We start from the raw sequence: 19,521 nt of genomic DNA on the forward strand, positions 1-19,521 counted from the left end.
AACAGAAGCCCTACCGCCTCAAAAGGCTGCGGGGCTTTCGTGTGCAACGACTGTTAAGATAAGAGAAACTTCCAAGCTAACCAGCATATCCCCACTCCGACCCACGAGATGAAGCCAAAGATAACGACGATCTTGTTCTCACTCCAGCCGTATTTGAGCGAGTAATGATAGTGGATGGGCGCCATTCGGAACATTCTCAGCTTCGTTCTGCGGTAGTACCATACTTGTAGAATAACAGACAGTTGTTCTGCGAAGTAGACGAAGAAGAGAACCGGAATCAGGATCTCTACCTTCTCGAGTACCGCAAGGAATGACAGGGAGCCGCCGATGGCGAGCGATCCGGTATCCCCCATGAATGCACGCGCAGGATAAATATTATAAATGAACAGTCCAAGCAGACAGGCAATCATGATGAGCGAGAACATCTTCACTTCCATATGATCGGATATGAGGAAGAAGAAGAAATAAGTCGGGATCGACACATTGATAAGCAACCCATCCAGACCATCTGTAAAGTTAATTGCATTTGCCGAACCTACCACGAACAGTACCATAATTGGCACATACACGAGTAGAGGAAGATCGAGCGTTAGCCCGCCCCCAAGCACAATGGTCGTACTGACGTCAAAATGCTGAATGAGCACGTACAACAGAACTCCGGTAAAGGAGAATTGGAAGACAAGTTTCGCTTTGCCCGATATCCCGGAGGGATCCTGAAATACGGCCTTCTTCAAGTCATCCATTAGACCAACGGAACCGAATAGCAGAAACGTCGCTGCCAGAAACATCGTCATTGGCGATGGGTGATAGGAGACAGAGGTAATTACACCGATAATCAGAATAAGGCCGGCCATCAGCGGTGTACCGCGCTTAGCTTGATGATCGGGCGGAAGCTCGGCTCGAATTGGCTGCGTCAGCTTCAGTGTCCGCAATCCCCAGATGAGCAGTGGGGTCAATGCGGCAACGAGCAGGAAGGACACACTCGAAATGCCTAATAAGGAAGGGTTCACAGACATTCACCTATTTGTATGTATTTTGTATAACTGAGTACAGTTTATTATAATTCACGACAATGGACAAATATTCCTTTTGTATCGGTGTGAAAACAGCAAATGCCAGCATCATTACGAATGCCGGCATCTGTATAAATGAATGACAAATAGACTGCACCAGGCCGTCCCTGATTCGGCTTCAAGGAACCTGCCACAATATTGCCCTGATGAAGGACAGCTTGTCGATGTAGGCGCCTTGCGACAGCTTCAGCTGTGCAGCTTGCATCGACAAGCACAGCATCCGCCGCATCGCCAACTTGTGGCGACTGGCGTACGCCTTCTTGACTTGGTGGGCACGTCGGGTCACTCCTCTAATAAATGGATTGTGCGTTGCGGTTCCTTCATATAAACACTGGATTTCTCTATCAACAAGATTAGCATGAGAGAAGATGGGAGAAAAATAGATAAAGCATAGATCATAACGTGAAAAAGGAGCTGTCTAGGACAGCTCCCTTTCTATTCCGCATCGTTAGACTGCAGAGGTTCCTGTACGTCTACGGTGGTTGCGATGTGCGGTTCGTTTTGTGTTTCGAATCATCATATAAATGCATAGCCCGAACAGCGGAGCGATGACCACAATGGTCGTCATGCCGACTGTAAAGAAGACAGAGTGTTCAATGCGGATACTGTTGATAACAACCCATACTGACGAAGCTAGGTGGAGTACGAGCGTTATCAGGAGCAGCCAGTCGCTATGGTTTGTTAACCAAGTTAGAAGTACCGTCCATTCCACCATAAATCGCCCCCATATTCCTCGAAATAATGACATAAGCTGAGCAATTATGCAGCAGCGGACAATCGAGGAATCATTTACTACAATTATTATAATTGAGGGAAGATTCGAATTTCCACGTCTTTCTTGAGGTATAACCTTACAAATTCGTAAGTTATCGTATTATGCCATAGATTGTCGGTTTATTGTCCCTGCTATGCATAGCTGCATCCCTAGGGCGCAAATAGGAAAAGGAGGTTGCAAAAGGCGGGCGTATACCGGATAATTTAGAAATCAGACTTTGGAGAATGGAGCTTGACAATGACGGAGCATCAGAGGGAAGCGGCTGATAGATTGCCGGTTCTTATCACGATTGACAGCCGACAAGATGATGAACGGGTCACGGAGCACGTACGGGGCGATTTATATCGGAAGGGTTCACATTTCTATATTCGCTATACCGAGACTCAGTCCCAGCCGGAGCGGGTGAAGCGACGAAGTGATTCTGCCGAAGATGCGAGCCGTACACAGGTTACACTGAAGGTGAGTGAGAACCAGGTAAAGCTAACGCGTAGAGGACAGGTTGAAGCAGAGCAGACATTTGCTCTTGGAGCGAGACAGAACGGTTACTATCGTTCATCTGCGATTCGCTTTCCTCTAACAACAGCGACATCGAAGCTGTCTTGGGACAAGCCTTGGCCGTTCGAAGGGCCGCTACAATTCGACGAATTGCGTATAGCGTGGTCGTATCAATTATATATAGAAGAACGCTGCACGGGAAAATTCAATATTCGATTACGTATTACACCCGCCTGAAACAGGCATGAACGATAAGATGCAGGAGGAACGAGACATATGAGCAGTGTAATGGAACGAGTAAACAATCAAGTGAAGCAAGCAATTGAGGATGCAATCGTACAGGCAGGTCTTGTAGCGCGCGAGGATATTCCTGCGTTCGTTATTGAGGTGCCGAAGGATAAGACGCACGGTGATCTGGCATCCAATGCAGCTATGCAGTTGACGCGCATTGCGAAGCGCAATCCACGCCAAATTGCTGAAGCGATCATCGAGAACCTGAACAAAGAAGCGGCTTCCATTGAAAGCGCAGAGATCGCTGGACCTGGATTTATTAATTTCCGTGTGAACAAGAGCTATCTTTACGACATCTTGCACGAAGTGAATGAAAAAGGCAGCGATTACGGACGGATTGCGGCTGGCAGCGGTCAGCGCGTACAGGTAGAGTTCGTATCTGCGAACCCTACAGGAAGCCTTCATCTTGGACACGCACGTGGTGCGGCTGTCGGCGATGCATTGTGCAACCTGCTTGATTACGCGGGTTATGAAGTAACGCGCGAATATTATATTAACGATGCAGGGAACCAAGTGAACAATCTTGCGAAATCGATTGAATGCCGCTATAAGCAAACATTGGGACAGGATGCAGAAATGCCGGAAGATGGATATCACGGTGTAGATATTAAGGGCTTTGCGGAAGAGCTTGTTCAAGCAGAGGGCGATCGTCTGTTGTCCTTGTCTGAAGAAGAGCGCGAGCGTTATTTCCGTACTTACGGTCTCTCAAAGGAATTGGATAAAATCAAGCGCGACTTGAATCGCTTCCGTGTTCCGTTCGATGTATGGTTCAGCGAGACATCGCTATACGAGAACAATGAAGTGACGAAGGCGCTGGATGCGCTTCGTGCAAGCGGACATGTATTCGAGCATGAAGGTGCAACATGGCTGCGCACAACGACATTCGGCGATGACAAGGATCGCGTATTGGTGAAGAATGATGGTTCTTACACGTACCTGACTCCAGATATTTCGTATCATATGGATAAATACGGCCGTGGCTTTGACAAAATGATTAACATTTGGGGTGCTGACCACCATGGATACATCCCACGTATGAAGGCGGCTATGGAAGCACTCGGTAATGATCCAGATAAGCTGGTCGTGTTGATCGCGCAAATGGTTAGCTTGTTCCAAGATGGCGAGAAAGTGAAAATGTCCAAGCGTACAGGGAAAGCCGTAACCATGGAAGATTTGATGGATGAAGTGGGCGTTGATGCAATCCGTTACTTCTTCACAATGCGTTCGATGGATTCCCACCTTGACTTTGATATGGACTTGGCGATCTCAACATCCAATGAGAACCCTGTCTATTACGTACAGTATGCGCATGCGCGTATTTGCAGCATTTACCGTCAGGCGGAAGAACAAGGGGTTGCGTTGCAGCCGTTGAATGAGTTGAATTTGGCGAAGCTGACGGCTGAGCATGAATTCGACCTGCTTCGCAAGCTGGGTGAGCTTCCAGAAGAGATTGCGGTTGCTGCCCGCGACTATGCGCCACATCGTTTGGTTCGTTATGTGTACGAGCTGGCATCGCTCTTCCACAGCTACTACAGAGCAGAGCGTGTCATTACAGAGGATGCAGAGCAGACACAAGCTCGTCTAGCATTGCTCGGCGCTGTTCGTACAACAATTGCGAACGTACTCCGTCTGGTTGGCGTGTCTGCTCCAGAACAGATGTAAGACAGCGCCTAACGAGAGTTACAATGTTCATTGCCTAATATAGAGCGTCCTGTGAGCTGAAACTAGCTTGCAGGACGCTTTTCTTGTTCCCACAATAGTTAGTTGTTCGGTAAAATAAGACCAAGAACCATCGAGAGGATCGAGCTAGAGAGAAAGTAGGTGACGAGGATGCTGTATCTGCTTCCGCTGATGATCGAGCGGGTTGGCGTATTACTGATCATCGCATTTGTGTTGTCGCGTATGAAGTCATTTCGACATATTGTTCATAATGAACACGGTACAGCTGAGAAATGGCTGCTGATCTTCGTGTTCGGCGCGTTTGGGGTAATCAGCAACTATACTGGTGTGCAAATCCATAATAGCTCGGTATATTCGCAAGCTTGGCATATGGATATAGAGACGGGGAGTGCCATTGCGAATACACGCATTATGGGTGTTGTCATTGGAGGACTGCTTGGCGGTCCATTTGTCGGAACAGGTGTTGGGTTAATTGCGGGCTTGCATCGCCTATCGCTTGGCGGATATACCGCTGCTGCTTGTGGGATATCGACGATAATGGCCGGTATTATCACTGGGCTCGTTGGAAAGCGCTTTCGTATGATTCAAGGCAAGCATGCTGCATGGCATGCAGCGTTGATCGGCATAGGGATGGAGTGTGCGCAGATGGGCACCATCTTGCTCGTAGCGGAACCTTGGAGCTCTGCTTGGGAACTCGTCAAGCTGATTAGTGTGCCGATGGTCGCGGTCAATGGATTCGGCATTCTATTATTCATGCTGATTATTCAATCCATCTATGAGGAAGAGGAGCGCTCTCGGGCGCTGTTGACCCATAACGCTCTTCATATCGCCGATCAGACCTTGCCGTTTTTCCGTCAAGGGTTAAATAGCGATTCATGCCGAGAAGCGGCGTTGATCATATGGAAAGGTACGAATGCTGACGCGATCTCCATTACAGATGAGCATCACATTCTTGCGCACGTGGGCGCGGGGGACGACCATCATGTGCCGTTGAATGGAATATCCACGCAGTTGACGAAGCAAGTGCTGGAGGAGGGCATTGTTCATAAGGCATCCTCACGAGAAGAGATTCAGTGTTTCGAGCCGAGTTGTCCTTTGCAAGCTGCATACGTATTACCACTTAAGGTGCATGACCGTACGGTGGGCACATTGAAGCTGTACTTCAAGCAGCCCTCACGGCTGGATCGAGTAGAACGAGAGCTTGCAGAGGGTCTTGGCAAGCTGTTCTCCACCCAGTTGGAATTGGCGGAAGCAGAACGGCAGAGTCGGCTGCTGAAGGATGCGGAGATCAAGGCGCTGCAAGCTCAGGTTCACCCGCACTTTCTATTTAATGCCTTCAATACCATATCCGTTCTCTGCCGCACCGATTCGGAGAAGGCGCGCAAATTGCTGCAGCAGCTCAGTGTGTTTTTCCGCAGCAATCTGCAGGGCGCACGTAAGATGCTTATCCCGCTGCACAAGGAATTAGAGCATGTGGAAGCGTATTTGTCATTGGAACAGGCGAGATTCCCCGGCAAATATGTCGTAGAGACGGACATTGACGGTTCTCTTATGGACGTACTAATACCGCCATTCACGCTTCAGCCACTGGTGGAGAATGCGATTCGGCATGCCTTCTCCAAGGGATTTACTTTGTCGCAAGGAATAGTATCGATTCGGGCGCAGGTGAATGGAGCTAGCGTGACGATTACGACCAAGGATAATGGGAAGGGCATAGCACCAGAGTCCATGGCCGCGCTTGGCAATGAGGCGGTTCCGTCTGCAGAAGGAACAGGCACAGCGCTGTGCAATATTGTGAAGCGAATAGAAGAACTGTATGGAAGCAGGGGCTCGATTCAAATCGATAGTACACTTAGAGAAGGGACATCGGTCACGATTACGTTGCCGATTCATTATAGCGAACGGGGGGACATCGATGTTGAAAGTATTTATCGTGGATGATGAGCCGCTAGCTCGTGACGAACTCTGTTATCTGCTTCGCCGGACGAAGCGGGTTGACGTTGTAGGAGAGGCAGAATCGATGGAAGAGGCGTTGAAGCGCATAGGGGCGCTACGTCCGGACGTCGTATTTCTCGATATTCAACTTGCCGAAGCGAGTGGGTTGGAGGCAGCAGAACGGTTGGGCGCGTTGGATGAGCCACCTGCGATTGTATTCGCAACGGCGTATGATGAATATGCGCTGCGTGCTTTTGAGTTGAACGCTGCTGACTATATTTTAAAGCCGTTCGATGAGCAGCGCATTCAGCTAACCGTCGAGAAGCTGGAGAAGCAGGGCTCGCGTTCAGTTACATTGATGCAGAATGAGGTAATATCACATTCCCGGTCTACCCCGACAGAACGGGTAGAGCGGCTTGCCATTACGACGGTGGATGAGCGCATTGTTGTTCTGCATGTGGATCGCATCGTGTACATCGGGTTTGAAGAGGGAAAGACAGTCGTCGCAACGACAGAACAGCGCTATCGTGTAGGAGAACCACTTAGTGTACTGGAGCGGAAGCTGATTCACCCATCCATTATTCGTGTGCATCGTGCCTACTTGGTGAATGTGGATCGCATTGTAGAGATTGAGCCATGGTTCCACTCCACATGCCAACTGAAGATGCAGGACGGATCCAGCTTACCCGTGAGTCGTACCTATATGAAGGAACTTAAGCAGCTTCTAGGATTTTAAAATAATAATGGTGTTCACCAATTATCCAATCGATTTTGGTATGGGATGGAGAAAAGGTGAATAAGGTAGAAGAGGGGGTTGAAATCGTTTGCATTTCAATCCTTTTTTTGTGCACTTCATCATGGACATGCGGCATTCTGCTTTGAAAACAGGGTAATGCTGTTTTCATAAGGTAAGATAACAGCAACAGCTCGAAAGGAGTGGACGATCATGAATGCGGTTTCAATAGTGATTGGTTCGATTTGCATCTTGATGATCACCTATCGCCTCTACGGAACATTTATGGCAAACAAAGTGTTAAAGTTAGACGATTCCAAGCCTACTCCGGCGCACGAATTAAATGACGGCAAGGATTATGTGCCGACGAATAAATGGGTGACCTTCGGTCATCACTTCGCAGCCATTGCTGCGGCAGGGCCGTTAGTTGGTCCGATATTAGCTGCCCAGTTCGGTTATCTGCCAGGGCTGCTCTGGTTGTTGATCGGTGCCGTTATCGGCGGTGCTGTACATGATGCGGTTGTATTGTTCGCTTCCATGCGCAAGCAAGGCAAGTCGCTCTCTGAGGTAGCGAAGGATGAGCTTGGGCCAGTGGCAGGCTTCTGTACGGGCCTAGCGATGCTGTTCATTATTACGATTACGATGGCGGGTCTGTCGATGGTAGTGCTCCATGCGCTTGAACACAATCCATGGGGAACCTTCTCGGTAGGCATCACGATCCCGATTGCCATGATGGTTGGGATTTGGTACAAGAAGACAGGCAATCTGAAGCTTGCCTCTACCGTTGGTTTTGTACTTTTGATGGTCGGTGTATTTATGGGTCCCTACATTCAAGGTACCGCGCTTGGCCAATGGTTGACCTTTGATATGAAGACGCTGGCAATTATTTTGCCGATATATGCATTCTTTGCGGCAGCGTTGCCTGTATGGCTGCTCCTTGCACCACGCGACTATTTGAGCAGCTTTATGAAGATCGGAGTATTCATTGCTCTTATCGTCGGTGTGTTCATTATCAATCCTGATATTCCATTCCCAGCCGTAACTGAATTTATCAACGGTGGAGGCCCAATACTGGCAGGCCCAGTATGGCCGTTCATTTCGATCACGATAGCTTGTGGAGCAATCTCTGGCTTCCACGCCTTCGTAGGATCGGGTACGACACCGAAAATGCTGGATCGCTGGAGCGATATTAAAGTCGTTGGCTTCGGCGCGATGCTGGTCGAATGCGTTGTAGGGATTATGGCACTTATAGCGGCAACTGCCTTGCAGCCTGCTGACTACTTCGCAATTAACTCAACGCCAGAAGCGTTTAAGACGCTGGGCATGAATGTGGTTCATTTGCCGGATCTCGCGCGCGAGATCGGTTTGAACTTGGAAGGCCGCACGGGTGGAGCTGTAACACTCGCAGTTGGCATGACGTACATTTTCACGAAGTTCCCATGGTTCGAATCGCTTTCGTCGTACTTCTTCCAATTTGTTATCATGTTCGAGGCGGTATTCGTCCTGACCGCAATTGATGCGGGAACACGTGTGGCGCGCTACATTATCCAAGACTTCTTCGGAGAAGTGTATAAGCCATTGAAACGAGTAGATTGGGTACCTGGCTCCATCTTTGCTAGTGCGCTTGCTTGCTTCTTGTGGGGATACCTGCTCTTCTCTGGCGATATTGGATCGGTATGGGCACTGTTCGGGGTATCGAACCAGATGATGGCTTCCATCGGTCTTATCATCGGTGCTACGGTTATTATGAAGATTGCAGATAAGCGATGGTATGCACTTACTTGTCTTGTGCCGCTCGCTTACTTGTTCGTAACCGTTAACTATGCGGGAATATGGATGATATCCAATGTGTACTTGAATCCAACTAATAAGGGCTACAGCATTCTGAATGCATCGTTGTCAATTATTATGATGGTGCTCGGAGTCATCATCCTCATCTCTGCAATCAAGAAGTGGACAGAGTTGTGGAACACGCCTCGAACGAAGCTAGATCCGGTAATGGCCTCCTAGACCACAGCACAACTACATGAATGAACTTCAAGGACAGTCGACTTGCTCGGCTGCCCTTGTTTTGTTTCCATCCATTCTCGTGTTTGTTCCCGTTCGGATCTCGTCAGCGTTCTGCTTCCTTAAGGAGGCGCATAACATCGATTTCTCCTAAACTACGAGAAGTAGTATTCCGGCTTCGCATCGGACTTGCCGATCGTCGCAGCAAGGTTTTGATTTCACCAGGCTTGAGACCAGGCTTCATGGCAAGCAGCAGAGCAATAGCGCCACTTACATGTGAGGTGGCCATTGAGGTGCCGCTCATTTCATGATATTTGCCCTTGATCCAAGCAGATACAATTTTATCACCGGGTGCATAAATGTCGACGTAACGGCCGCGGTTGCTGAAGGAGGCAATTTTCCGAATTCGATCAGTAGCTCCAACCGAGATCGTCTGCAAGTAACGGGCGGGGTAATCAATAGACTTCCGCTTCGCATCATTGCCAGAGGAGGCGACAACGGTTACGCCAGCATTATAAGCGTTCGTGACAGCAGTGAGCAGCGACTTGCTGCGGGTCTTCATGCCGAAGCTCATATTAATGATATTCATACCATGGCGGACACACCAATCAATGCCTTGGATAATATCAGATACGAAGGCTGCTCCATTTTCATCGAATGCTTTAACGGGATGAATAATGGCGCGAGGAGCCACTCCGATAATGCCGTACATTTGATTGGCAGCGGCGATCGTACCTGCGATATGGGTGCCGTGGCCATTGTCGTCATGTGGGGGCAAACCGCGCTGGATCAGATTAATGCCGCGGGTGAGCGAGTGCCGAAGGTCAGGATGGTGGAAATCAGCCCCGGTATCAATGACACCAATATGAACACGATAACCGGTAGTCGTGCTCCAAGCTTGGGGTGCTTTGATGTGCTTAACCCCCCAAGGAATGCCGCGCTCCCAATTGACAGGACGCTGGGATACGGCGTGCATCGAGAGATGAATATCTTCTTCTACGATAACATCATAAGCGGTCGATAGCAGGGTGGAATCGAAGTCCGTTCTGGCCGGATATACCCAGCCATCAATGAGTGGAACCTTGCGAATATCAGCAAGCTCAGATCTGCTTGCTTCGAGTTCATGCAGCACCTCGGAACATTGTTCATACTGTTCATGGGTGCGGAAGCGGATGAGCAGTTGTCGTTCGCAGGGCTTAGTGGTACTGAGCCCTTGAATAAGTAACTGGAGTAAGCCCGTAATATCCAATGTCGAGTCCCTCCCGACAGTTCCTTTGTAACGGTTGTTCAAAAAGCGTACATATGATAATCAAGTGAACCCGAAAGAATGTGGATCGGTTGAAGCGTCTTTTTGAACAGACAATTTTACATATCGTATGCATCAGACCCCGGCGTGGACTGGGGTAGATGCCTTTTTTGCGAAAGATAGGCCTTCCACCGTGTCAAAAGACTTCCACGGACATAGTATGAAGAAGAGCCGACGAAGGGCTTAGCACACCCGATACGGGGCGTGAGCCTTCATCGGGTGCGGATACAGTCGAACGCGAAGGGATTCCCTTCGCGTTTCTATTTTTTGTCCGACTTGTGGCATTTCCTCGTCTATAGGAAGAAAACTTGCATTTTCACTTGAGATCGGGTTTACTTATGTGTGAACATGGATAAGTGAATGCAATTTGAACTTTTTAGAGAGAGAGGATGTGTCCGAATGAGCACACCGCTGGATTTGAAATTAGACCCTGAAAAAGTGCAAGAAATACCGATGGTGGATCTTGCCTTCATGGTACTGAAAGCTGCCAACACGCCTTTCTATTACCGCGATCTCATGAATGAAGTCGCTAAGCTGCGGGGTCTGAACGAAGAGCAAATTAACGATGTCATTGCGCAGTTATATACGGAAATTAACATTGACGGTCGTTTTGCTTGTGTTGGCCAGAACCTGTGGGGATTGAAACGCTGGTATCCGGTTGACCGTTCTGAAGAGGCGATGACCGGGGGTACACCTCGTCCACGCATCATTAACGATGACGACGATGATGATTACTCTGATGATGACGACAGCTTCAACAATGATGAAGAAGAAGACTTCGACTTCGTCGATGAAGATGGCGAAGAGGAAGAGGAGATCTTCGAGGATGAAGATTCTGATGTAGAAGATGATGTTGACATCGAAGAGGAAATCGATGAAGAAGATGCGGATCTGAACGAAGAAGAAAACGATGACTTCGAAGAAGAGGATGACCGGGAAGAGGATATGTAAGATCCTCTTCAGGATTTGATTTCGCATTTTAGAATGCCGCTTGCTTATTTTTCCTGTATATCCTAGCTGATTGGGGTATGTTCAGGAGGGATACGTAAGCGGCATTTTCCATATAATCTGCCCCTGCGAAAAATCAACTCGATCTCCCTTGACACGAGAATGCCTACAGAGTAAACTAGCATATGGGCTTTGCATTTGCACGTAATTAAATAGAGTCATTTTCACATATGAAGAAAGTGCCCCGTGACACTACGGGAGTCACTTTTTTGTTTTTTTAGGATACGAATTGCAGTTTTTTATGGCTTTGTTGCCGATTGCAATTGGTACAATTTGATTCGTATAAAATAGCTCCCGTCCACTACGGAACACCATTTCCGGACATTTTAGACAGGAGCTTTTTTAATGACATTTTGCATCAATGAATATCGCATAAATGGGTTACGATAACATCATGAGATTATGGAACTCGCGTGTATCGAACCTGTTCTACAGACAAAGCCTCCCGAGAACATGTCTTGAATGCACTTGATCATAGGAGGGTTTCACCAGTGGCAAAGTATATTTTTGTAACGGGCGGCGTCGTTTCTTCTCTTGGTAAAGGGATTACGGCTGCATCCCTGGGCAGATTGCTGAAAAATCGGGGGCTCAAAGTAACGATCCAAAAATTTGATCCTTACATTAACGTTGACCCGGGCACAATGAGCCCTTATCAGCATGGCGAAGTATTCGTAACAGATGACGGAGCTGAGACAGACCTTGACTTGGGTCACTACGAGCGCTTCATCGACATCAACCTGTCGAAGAACAGCAACGTGACAACAGGTAAAGTGTATTCTACAGTTATTTCAAAGGAACGCCGCGGTGAATACCTTGGCGGAACTGTACAAGTTATTCCGCATATTACAAATGAAATCAAAGAACGCGTATTCCGTGCAGGTAAGGAATCCGGCTCTGATGTAGTTATTACCGAAATCGGTGGCACAGTCGGCGATATCGAGAGCTTGCCGTTCTTGGAAGCAATTCGTCAAATTAAGAGTGATGTAGGCCGTGACAACGTGATGTATATTCACGTTACCTTGATCCCTTACATCAAGGCTGCGGGCGAAGTGAAAACGAAGCCGACACAGCACAGTGTCAAAGAATTGCGCAGCATCGGTATTCAACCGAATATGCTCGTATGCCGTACAGAACATGAGCTTGCAGAGGATATGAAGCGCAAGATTTCCTTGTTCTGCGACATTGATGCGAATGCGGTTGTAGAATGCCGTGACGCTTCCACGTTGTATGAAGTACCATTGATGCTTCATGAGCAAGGAATGGATGATTATGTTGTAAATCATTTGAAGCTTCAAACACCAGAACCAGACATGGTGGAATGGACGAAGCTTGTTGACCGTGTGAAGCAGCTTCAAGGACAAGTTGAGATTGCAATCGTTGGTAAGTATGTTGCTCTTCATGATGCATACTTGTCTATCGTAGAAGCATTGGCTCACGCAGGTATTGATGCAAATACAGAAGTCAATATCCGTTGGGTGAATGCAGAAGAGATTACAGAAGAAAACGTAGATGCAGAGTTGTCGGGTGTACACGGTATCTTGGTACCAGGTGGATTTGGCGATCGTGGTATCGAAGGTAAAGTAACAGCGATCCGCTATGCGCGTGAACAACAAATTCCGTTCTTCGGTATTTGCCTTGGTATGCAAGTTGCGGTTATTGAATATGCACGCTCTATCGCAGCATTGAATGGCGCGAACAGCTCCGAAATCAACCCAGCAACAGAATATCCGGTTATCGATCTGCTTCCAGAGCAGAAGGATATTGAAGATTTGGGCGGCACAATGCGTCTTGGTCTGTACCCTTGCAAGCTGCAAGAGGGATCACTCGCTATGTCTTGCTACAATGATGAGCTGGTGTACGAGCGTCACCGCCATCGCTATGAATTCAACAATGAATATCGTGAAGTAATTGAAGGTGCTGGATTGAAGATTAGCGGTACGTCCCCAGACGGCCGACTGGTGGAAATTGTCGAGCTTCCAAGCCATCCATGGTTCTTGGCTGTTCAGTTCCATCCAGAGTTTATCTCTCGTCCGAACCGTCCGCAGCCATTGTTCCGTGAATTCGTCAAAGCGGCAATGAAGCACCGTGGATAATAACGCATAAAATATATGAAGCGAAGGCTTTCCTAATTGGAGAGTCTTCGCTTTTTTTGCTTTTATGTGGGAGTTGTGATGTTTTTCCTGAAAGAAGAAGGATTTTATTGTAAAGAAGCGAATATGTACAGTACATGTGGAGTGGTAAAATAAGCATGCAGTGTGAGAGATTAACTCATTCGAACTAGAGGATGCTGCACACTCGCTCGTGAGACGCGGTGGGAGGGGTACCAGTTGAGTAATAAGAAAGTATTGATTGTCGATGATCAGAATGGTATTCGGGTTCTTCTCATGGAAGTGTTCAGTAGCGAAGGATATACGACCTATCAAGCTTCCAATGGCAAGATGGCGCTTGAGATCGTAAGAGAGGAGTCGCCGGATATTGTCCTGTTGGACATGAAGATACCGGGCATGGATGGGTTGGAAATTTTGAAGCAGATCAAGTTGATGAAGCCGCATATGAATGTGATTATGATGACCGCTTACGGCGAGTTGGATATGATTAAGGAAGCTACGGACCTCGGAGCATTGATGCACTTTACGAAGCCTTTCGACATCGATGAGATGAGGGTTGCGGTCAATATGACATTAGAGCAGGGACAGCCGAATAATCAGATGACTATGCCTTCTTAGAAGTGGCGTACGAACGATAAACAAGAAACATGCCGGGGGATGCCCTGGCCTTCTTCAATGTTATCCGAGCAAGGTCGGAGGAAGGCCTTCGATTATTGCTATGTGGTACGAAGAACGAAGAATTGGACATGCCTCTAGTGGAGGGCGCTCAGCAGAGACCCCATTAGGGGCTTTCCTCGTTTCTCGTGTTGTCTAAATCCTGGCCTATACTTGCTAAGCAAAATAACATCAGTAAGACAATAAGGGATCATACAGGGGTGTTAATGATGATACGTGTAGCAGTTTGTAGTTATTGGCATGTTCATGCAGAAGAGTATACAGATTTCATCCTTCATCATCCAGATACAGAGCTAGTTGGAATATGGGATGAAGATGCCAAGCGCGGAGAGCGCTATGCAGGACGTTATCATGTGCCTTATTATCCGATCTTGGATGACATGCTGTTGAGAGAGGATATTGATGCGATTGTCGTAGTAGCGCCGACTTCCCTCCACGAGGATATTATGGTGAAGGCAGCGGAAGCTGGCAAGCACATCTTCACTGAGAAAGTATTAGCGCTTACGTCAGCTGAAGCGGAACGCATCGTGAATGCTGTGGAAGCCAATGGTGTTGTGTTGAATGTTGCTCTTCGGAAGCTGTGTGAGCGCGATATTGTTACGCTGCGTCGGATAGTAGAAGAGGGTGCTATAGGCGATGTATCGCTTGTCCGTGTGCGTATGGCGCATAATGGAGCGCTGGCAGGATGGCTGCCAGAGCATTTCTACAACCGGGCGGAATGCGGCGGTGGGGCAATGATTGATCTTGGCTGTCATCCGATGTACATTACCCGTGCACTGTTGGGTATGCCTGAGGCCGTAACTGCGTCGTATGGCTATGTTACGGGTAAAGAAGTAGAGGATAACGCAGTTGCGCTGCTCCAATATACTGGAGGTGCCATTGGAATTGCTGAAACAGGGTTTGTTACCGGTCAATCCCCGTTCATAATTGAGATTCATGGTGCAAGAGGAAGCATTATGTACGGAATGCCGGATGAGCAAATACGCATTCGACTGAATGAGGGGGATGGTGAATGGAACATCGTTCCATTTGATGAACAGATCCCAAATATGTTTGAGCAATGGGTCGGTCATGTGCAGTGCAGAGAAGTGAGCATGGACAACGTAAAAATGGCGCTGGACCTGACAAAATTGATGGAAGCGGCCAATGAGGCAGCGGTTTCGGGGAAAGCGGTAGCCGTAAACGTAATGTAGCTGTTTTGTCAAGAGGTTGTTTACTTTTTCACGCCCAATTGTGATATAATAACACCGTATAAGATGTCGGCTATAATCTAGATAGACAGACGACGAACAACTTCCTAGGAGGATGGAGACCATGCCATTAGTTTCGATGAACGAGTTCTTGCCTAAAGCAAAAGAAAACAAATTTGCAGTAGGTCAGTTCAACATCAATAACTTGGAATTCACACAAGCAATTACAGAAGCGGCGATGGAAGAAAACGCACCAATTATCTTTGGTGTATCCGAAGGCGCTTTGCGTTACATGGGAATGGAGTACACAGTAGCAATGGCTGAGGCAGCTGCTAAGAAATCCGGCTTGCCAATCGCTTTGCACCTTGACCATGGTAGCACATTTGAAGTAGCTATGGCTTGTATTCGTGCCGGATTCTCTTCCGTTATGTTTGATGGTTCCCACCATGCATACGAAGACAACATCCGTTTGACTAAAGAAGTCGTTAAAGCAGCTCACGCTATGGGCGTATCCGTTGAAGGTGAATTGGGTACAATCGGCGGTGTTGAAGACGATCTTCACGTAGACGAAGATGCAGCTCAATTGGCTAACCCAGAAGAAGCAATCCGCTTCTACGAAGAAACTGGCGTAGATGCACTTGCAATCGCTGTTGGTACTGCTCACGGCATGTACAAAGGCGAGCCTAAACTTCACTACGATATCATTGAAGCAGTAGCTTCCAAAATCCCAGTTCCAGTCGTATTGCACGGCGGTTCCGGTGTACCTGACGAATCCATCCGCAAGGCGATCGTAGCAGGTGCAGGTAAAATCAACGTGAACACAGAAAACCAAGTTGCTTGCACAGCGGCTATCCGCGAAGCATTGGCTAAAGATGCGAACGTTATCGACCCTCGCAAATACTTGACGCCAGCACGCAATGCAATGGTTGAAGTTGTTCGCAACAAAATCCGCTTGTTCGGATCCAACAACCAAGCATAATCGATACTCATATTTATGTTTACGAATGCGGGAAAAGCACCGGTTCGCCGGTGTTCTTCCCTTTTTTGCGATTATTTAGCGTTATGATGAATGAACATGAATCCAATAAAGCATATGGGCGAGCCGAACCTGTGATAGGCGCGGCGTGGGGGGAACTTAGCTTGTGATGGAAAAGTTAATGATTTGCGGTGGGCGGCCGCTGCGTGGCACTGTGCAGATCAGCGGTGCGAAGAACAGTGCAGTCGCACTCATTCCTGCGGCGATTTTAGCAGAGAGTGAAGTAGTGCTCGATAACTTGCCTGCATTAAGTGATGTTGCAACCTATACGGAGATTATTACCGAACTCGGTGGAGAGGCAAGCTGGGAAGGTTCTGCCTTGCGAATTGATCCATCTAGCATGATTTCGATGCCGATGTATAACGGACCTGTGAAGAAATTGCGGGCCTCTTATTATTTAATGGGCGCCTTGCTCGGCCGCTTTGGCGAAGCAACTATAGGCATGCCTGGAGGATGCAACTTTGAACCCCGTCCGATTGATCAGCATATTAAAGGATTCGAAGCATTGGGTGCTACGGTAACCAATGAACATGGAGCGATCCATATTTCGGCGCGTGAATTGCGCGGCGCCAAAATCTACCTCGATGTGGTTAGTGTAGGAGCAACCATTAATATTATGCTTGCGGCTTCCCGAGCCAAAGGCATCACCATTATCGAAAATGCGGCCAAAGAGCCTGAAATTATAGATGTGGCGACCCTGCTCAATGCAATGGGTGCCAAAATCAAGGGTGCTGGTACAGAATCGATTCGTATTGAAGGTGTAGAAGGGCTGCATGGCTGCCGTCATTCTATCATTCCGGATCGCATTCAAGCAGGAACCTATATGATCGCTGCTGCTGCAACGCGCGGCGATATTCTCATCGACAATATTATCCCTAAGCACTTGGAAGCACTTACGGCGAAGCTGGAGGAAATGGGTGTGCAAGTCGTAGAAGGGGACGAATCCCTTCGCGTGCTTGGCCAGCCTGACTACGAGTCTATCGATGTAAAGGCGCTTGTATATCCAGGGTTCGCAACCGATCTTCAATCACCGATGATAAGCTTGCTCACGCAAGCAACTGGTGTAAGTATGCTGTCCGATCTCGTATATAGCAATCGATTTAAGAATGTGCCTGAGTTGCTTCGCATGGGAGCCAAAATCCGTGTAGAAGGTCGCTCTGCTGTCATTGAAGGAACCAAGTTGCATGCCGCGAAAGTGAAAGCAGAGGATTTGCGTGCGGGAGCATCGCTTGTCATTGCAGGACTAACAGTAGCGGATGGCATTACTGAAATCTCCGGCGTAGAGTATATTGACCGTGGCTATGACAACCTAGTCACAAATTTGCGGAATTTAGGCGCTGATGTATGGCGTCAGACGGAATAATTCGACGGTAATAGGGTAAAAATAGGATAATGATCATTTCGCGATCGTCAGTTAAGGTGTGGCGATGCGCCCCATGATGCGCCCTGCTCATGTGGCTGTGCGGAATTTCATCTAGTATTCGTCGTTTGTGTATTGGACTGTGTCCGAAAGAGAGTGGAAGTGGAGCATTCTCTTTCGGATACAGAAGAAAATGCAACTTTTTGGCAGGATTGAACGTACGAAGAGTATTTCCCTTTCTATTCCTTGGAGAGGCTGCAGCGTTTAGCACCATCACTTCCATAAGTGCTTCGCTTCAACGGCTATCTTTTACCCAGACCGAATGGTTCCCATCTGTTATCTGTCCACCATCTCATTGTATCAACCAGCCTTCATATCTCATGTTGACACGCCGCTGCGTTTATACGTAACGATTTCACAATGGACTTATCCTTCTGACATCATTTGTATTTATCAACAGAATAGGAGTTGTATTCATGGATTTACAAATTTCCGATTTGGAAACGAAGAAGCTGACCGAGCTATATAAACTAGCAAAACAATTTCAGATTCCTGGCTATGGTCAAATGAAGAAAAAAGAATTAATATTTGCTATCTTGCGCGCGCAGGCGGAACAAGGCGGCTTCATGTTTATGGAGGGAGTATTGGACATCCTTCCAGAGGGCTTCGGCTTCTTGCGTCCTATTAACTATTTGCCTAGCTCGGAAGATATTTATATCTCTCAATCTCAGATTCGCAGATTTGATTTGCGTACTGGTGATCTTGTATCAGGAAAATGCCGTCCGCCAAAAGAGAACGAACGCTATTTCGGATTGCTTCAGATTAACGCCGTCAATGGTGAGAATCCGGATGAAGCAGCTCAACGCTTGCACTTCCCGGCCCTGACGCCGCTATATCCAGAGAAGAAACTTGTGCTTGAGATGGCTTCCAACAAAGTGTCCACACGCATTATGGACATGCTCGCACCTGTTGGTCTTGGACAACGCGGGCTAATCGTCGCCCCTCCTAAGGCAGGTAAGACATTGCTTCTGAAGGAGATTGCAAATAGCATCTCGACCAACCATCCTGAGATTGAACTGTTCGTTCTGCTTATTGATGAGCGTCCGGAAGAAGTAACGGATATGCAGCGTTCTGTAAAAGGTGAGGTTGTAGCATCCACATTTGATGAAGTGCCTGAGAACCACATCAAGGTAACAGAACTTGTTCTGGAGCGTGCACTGCGTCTCGTGGAACATAAGAAGGATGTTGTTATCCTGCTTGACAGTATTACGCGCTTGGCGCGAGCATACAACCTCGTGGTTCCGCCGTCTGGCCGTACGTTGTCTGGTGGTATTGATCCAGCTTCCTTCCATCGTCCAAAGCGCTTCTTCGGTTCTGCCCGCAACATTGAAGAGGGTGGAAGCTTGACGATCTTGGCAACGGCACTCGTTGAGACAGGATCACGTATGGATGACATCATTTATGAAGAATTTAAAGGTACGGGTAATATGGAGCTTCATCTGGATCGTAAGCTGGCTGAACGCCGTATCTTCCCGGCTATCGATATTCGTCGCTCGGGTACACGTCGCGAGGAAATGCTGTTGTCGAAGGAAGAGCTTGATAAGCTGTGGGCAATTCGTAAGAACATGAACGAGTCTCCGGAATTCGTGGATCAATTCTTGAAGAAGATGCGTGATTCGAAGACGAACGAAGAGTTCCTTGCAGCACTTGATACGAGCGGAACACCAACCCCGCCTCCGCGCAGAACACGCAGCAGCTCTGTGAGCTCCTAAGCGCTCGTTCGCTGTTATGGCGGACAAGAATATGGTTATAACATGAGATTGCGAACTAGATGCAAACATGCTATAAT

The 19,521-nt window shown here is 47.9% G+C and carries 16 protein-coding genes; 12 read left to right on the forward strand and 4 right to left on the reverse strand.

Annotation, left to right across the window (positions count from 1 at the left end; genetic code table 11):
- Positions 1-53 precede the first annotated feature (53 nt).
- The 3 genes from mraY to BP95_RS33080 form a co-directional block, all read right to left on the reverse strand.
- Positions 54-1,010 (reverse strand): phospho-N-acetylmuramoyl-pentapeptide-transferase, encoded by a 957-nt coding sequence (mraY, locus tag BP95_RS0113350; protein ID WP_021253446.1) that lies wholly within the window; start codon positions 1,008-1,010, stop codon positions 54-56.
- Positions 1,011-1,191: 181 nt separating this feature from the next.
- Entirely contained in the window at positions 1,192-1,359 is a 168-nt protein-coding gene (locus tag BP95_RS33075; protein ID WP_155987259.1) for a hypothetical protein, read from the reverse strand.
- A gap of 162 nt (positions 1,360-1,521) precedes the next feature.
- Positions 1,522-1,788, reverse strand: coding sequence for a hypothetical protein (locus tag BP95_RS33080; protein ID WP_139170726.1), 267 nt, complete (start codon positions 1,786-1,788; stop codon positions 1,522-1,524).
- A gap of 297 nt (positions 1,789-2,085) precedes the next feature.
- Here BP95_RS33080 and BP95_RS0113360 point away from each other — a divergent pair, with 297 nt between their 5' ends.
- The 5 genes from BP95_RS0113360 (at position 2,086) to cstA (ending at position 8,992) form a co-directional block, all read left to right on the forward strand.
- Positions 2,086-2,580, forward strand: a complete 495-nt coding sequence (locus BP95_RS0113360) for a YwiB family protein (protein WP_021253443.1) — start codon at positions 2,086-2,088, stop codon at positions 2,578-2,580.
- 39 nt (positions 2,581-2,619) lie between these two features.
- Positions 2,620-4,296, forward strand: coding sequence for an arginine--tRNA ligase (argS, locus tag BP95_RS0113365; RefSeq protein ID WP_028532429.1), 1,677 nt, complete (start codon positions 2,620-2,622; stop codon positions 4,294-4,296).
- Positions 4,297-4,464: 168 nt separating this feature from the next.
- A complete protein-coding gene (locus tag BP95_RS0113370) occupies positions 4,465-6,255 on the forward strand; it encodes a sensor histidine kinase (protein ID WP_028532430.1) in 1,791 nt (596 codons plus the stop codon).
- Positions 6,230-6,985: a LytR/AlgR family response regulator transcription factor gene (locus tag BP95_RS0113375; RefSeq protein WP_028532431.1), complete on the forward strand. Its 756-nt coding sequence runs from the start codon at positions 6,230-6,232 to the stop codon at positions 6,983-6,985. The genes BP95_RS0113370 and BP95_RS0113375 overlap by 26 nt, the downstream gene beginning before the upstream one ends.
- A gap of 210 nt (positions 6,986-7,195) precedes the next feature.
- Positions 7,196-8,992, forward strand: coding sequence for a carbon starvation protein CstA (gene cstA, locus BP95_RS0113380; RefSeq protein ID WP_021253439.1), 1,797 nt, complete (start codon positions 7,196-7,198; stop codon positions 8,990-8,992).
- Between the two features lie 103 nt (positions 8,993-9,095).
- Here the strand turns inward: cstA and BP95_RS0113385 are convergent, their stop codons facing one another.
- Positions 9,096-10,238 carry a S8 family peptidase gene (locus BP95_RS0113385; protein WP_028532432.1) on the reverse strand — a complete coding sequence of 381 codons (1,143 nt, stop codon included), beginning with the start codon at positions 10,236-10,238 and terminating at the stop codon, positions 9,096-9,098.
- Positions 10,239-10,694: 456 nt separating this feature from the next.
- Between BP95_RS0113385 and rpoE the strand changes: the two genes are divergently transcribed.
- From rpoE to rho, 7 genes are all read left to right on the forward strand, one after another.
- Positions 10,695-11,246, forward strand: coding sequence for a DNA-directed RNA polymerase subunit delta (rpoE, locus tag BP95_RS0113390; RefSeq protein WP_021253437.1), 552 nt, complete (start codon positions 10,695-10,697; stop codon positions 11,244-11,246).
- Positions 11,247-11,794: 548 nt separating this feature from the next.
- Entirely contained in the window at positions 11,795-13,396 is a 1,602-nt protein-coding gene (locus tag BP95_RS0113395; RefSeq protein ID WP_021253436.1) for a CTP synthase, read from the forward strand.
- Between the two features lie 234 nt (positions 13,397-13,630).
- Complete coding sequence (locus tag BP95_RS30325) at positions 13,631-14,029, forward strand: response regulator (protein ID WP_021253435.1); 399 nt, start codon at positions 13,631-13,633, stop codon at positions 14,027-14,029.
- Positions 14,030-14,292: 263 nt separating this feature from the next.
- Positions 14,293-15,279: a Gfo/Idh/MocA family protein gene (locus BP95_RS0113405; RefSeq protein ID WP_081819885.1), complete on the forward strand. Its 987-nt coding sequence runs from the start codon at positions 14,293-14,295 to the stop codon at positions 15,277-15,279.
- A 121-nt stretch (positions 15,280-15,400) separates the two neighbouring features.
- A complete protein-coding gene (gene fba / locus BP95_RS0113410; RefSeq protein ID WP_028532434.1) occupies positions 15,401-16,255 on the forward strand; it encodes a class II fructose-1,6-bisphosphate aldolase in 855 nt (284 codons plus the stop codon).
- A gap of 166 nt (positions 16,256-16,421) precedes the next feature.
- On the forward strand, positions 16,422-17,675 hold the full coding sequence (locus tag BP95_RS0113415) for a UDP-N-acetylglucosamine 1-carboxyvinyltransferase (protein WP_028532435.1): 1,254 nt from the start codon (positions 16,422-16,424) through the stop codon (positions 17,673-17,675).
- A 473-nt stretch (positions 17,676-18,148) separates the two neighbouring features.
- On the forward strand, positions 18,149-19,444 hold the full coding sequence (rho, locus tag BP95_RS0113420; protein WP_021253431.1) for a transcription termination factor Rho: 1,296 nt from the start codon (positions 18,149-18,151) through the stop codon (positions 19,442-19,444).
- Positions 19,445-19,521 lie beyond the last annotated feature (77 nt).

This window comes from Paenibacillus sp. UNC217MF (assembly GCF_000686865.1).
GTDB classification, from domain to species: Bacteria; Bacillota; Bacilli; order Paenibacillales; family Paenibacillaceae; genus Paenibacillus_B; species Paenibacillus_B suaedae.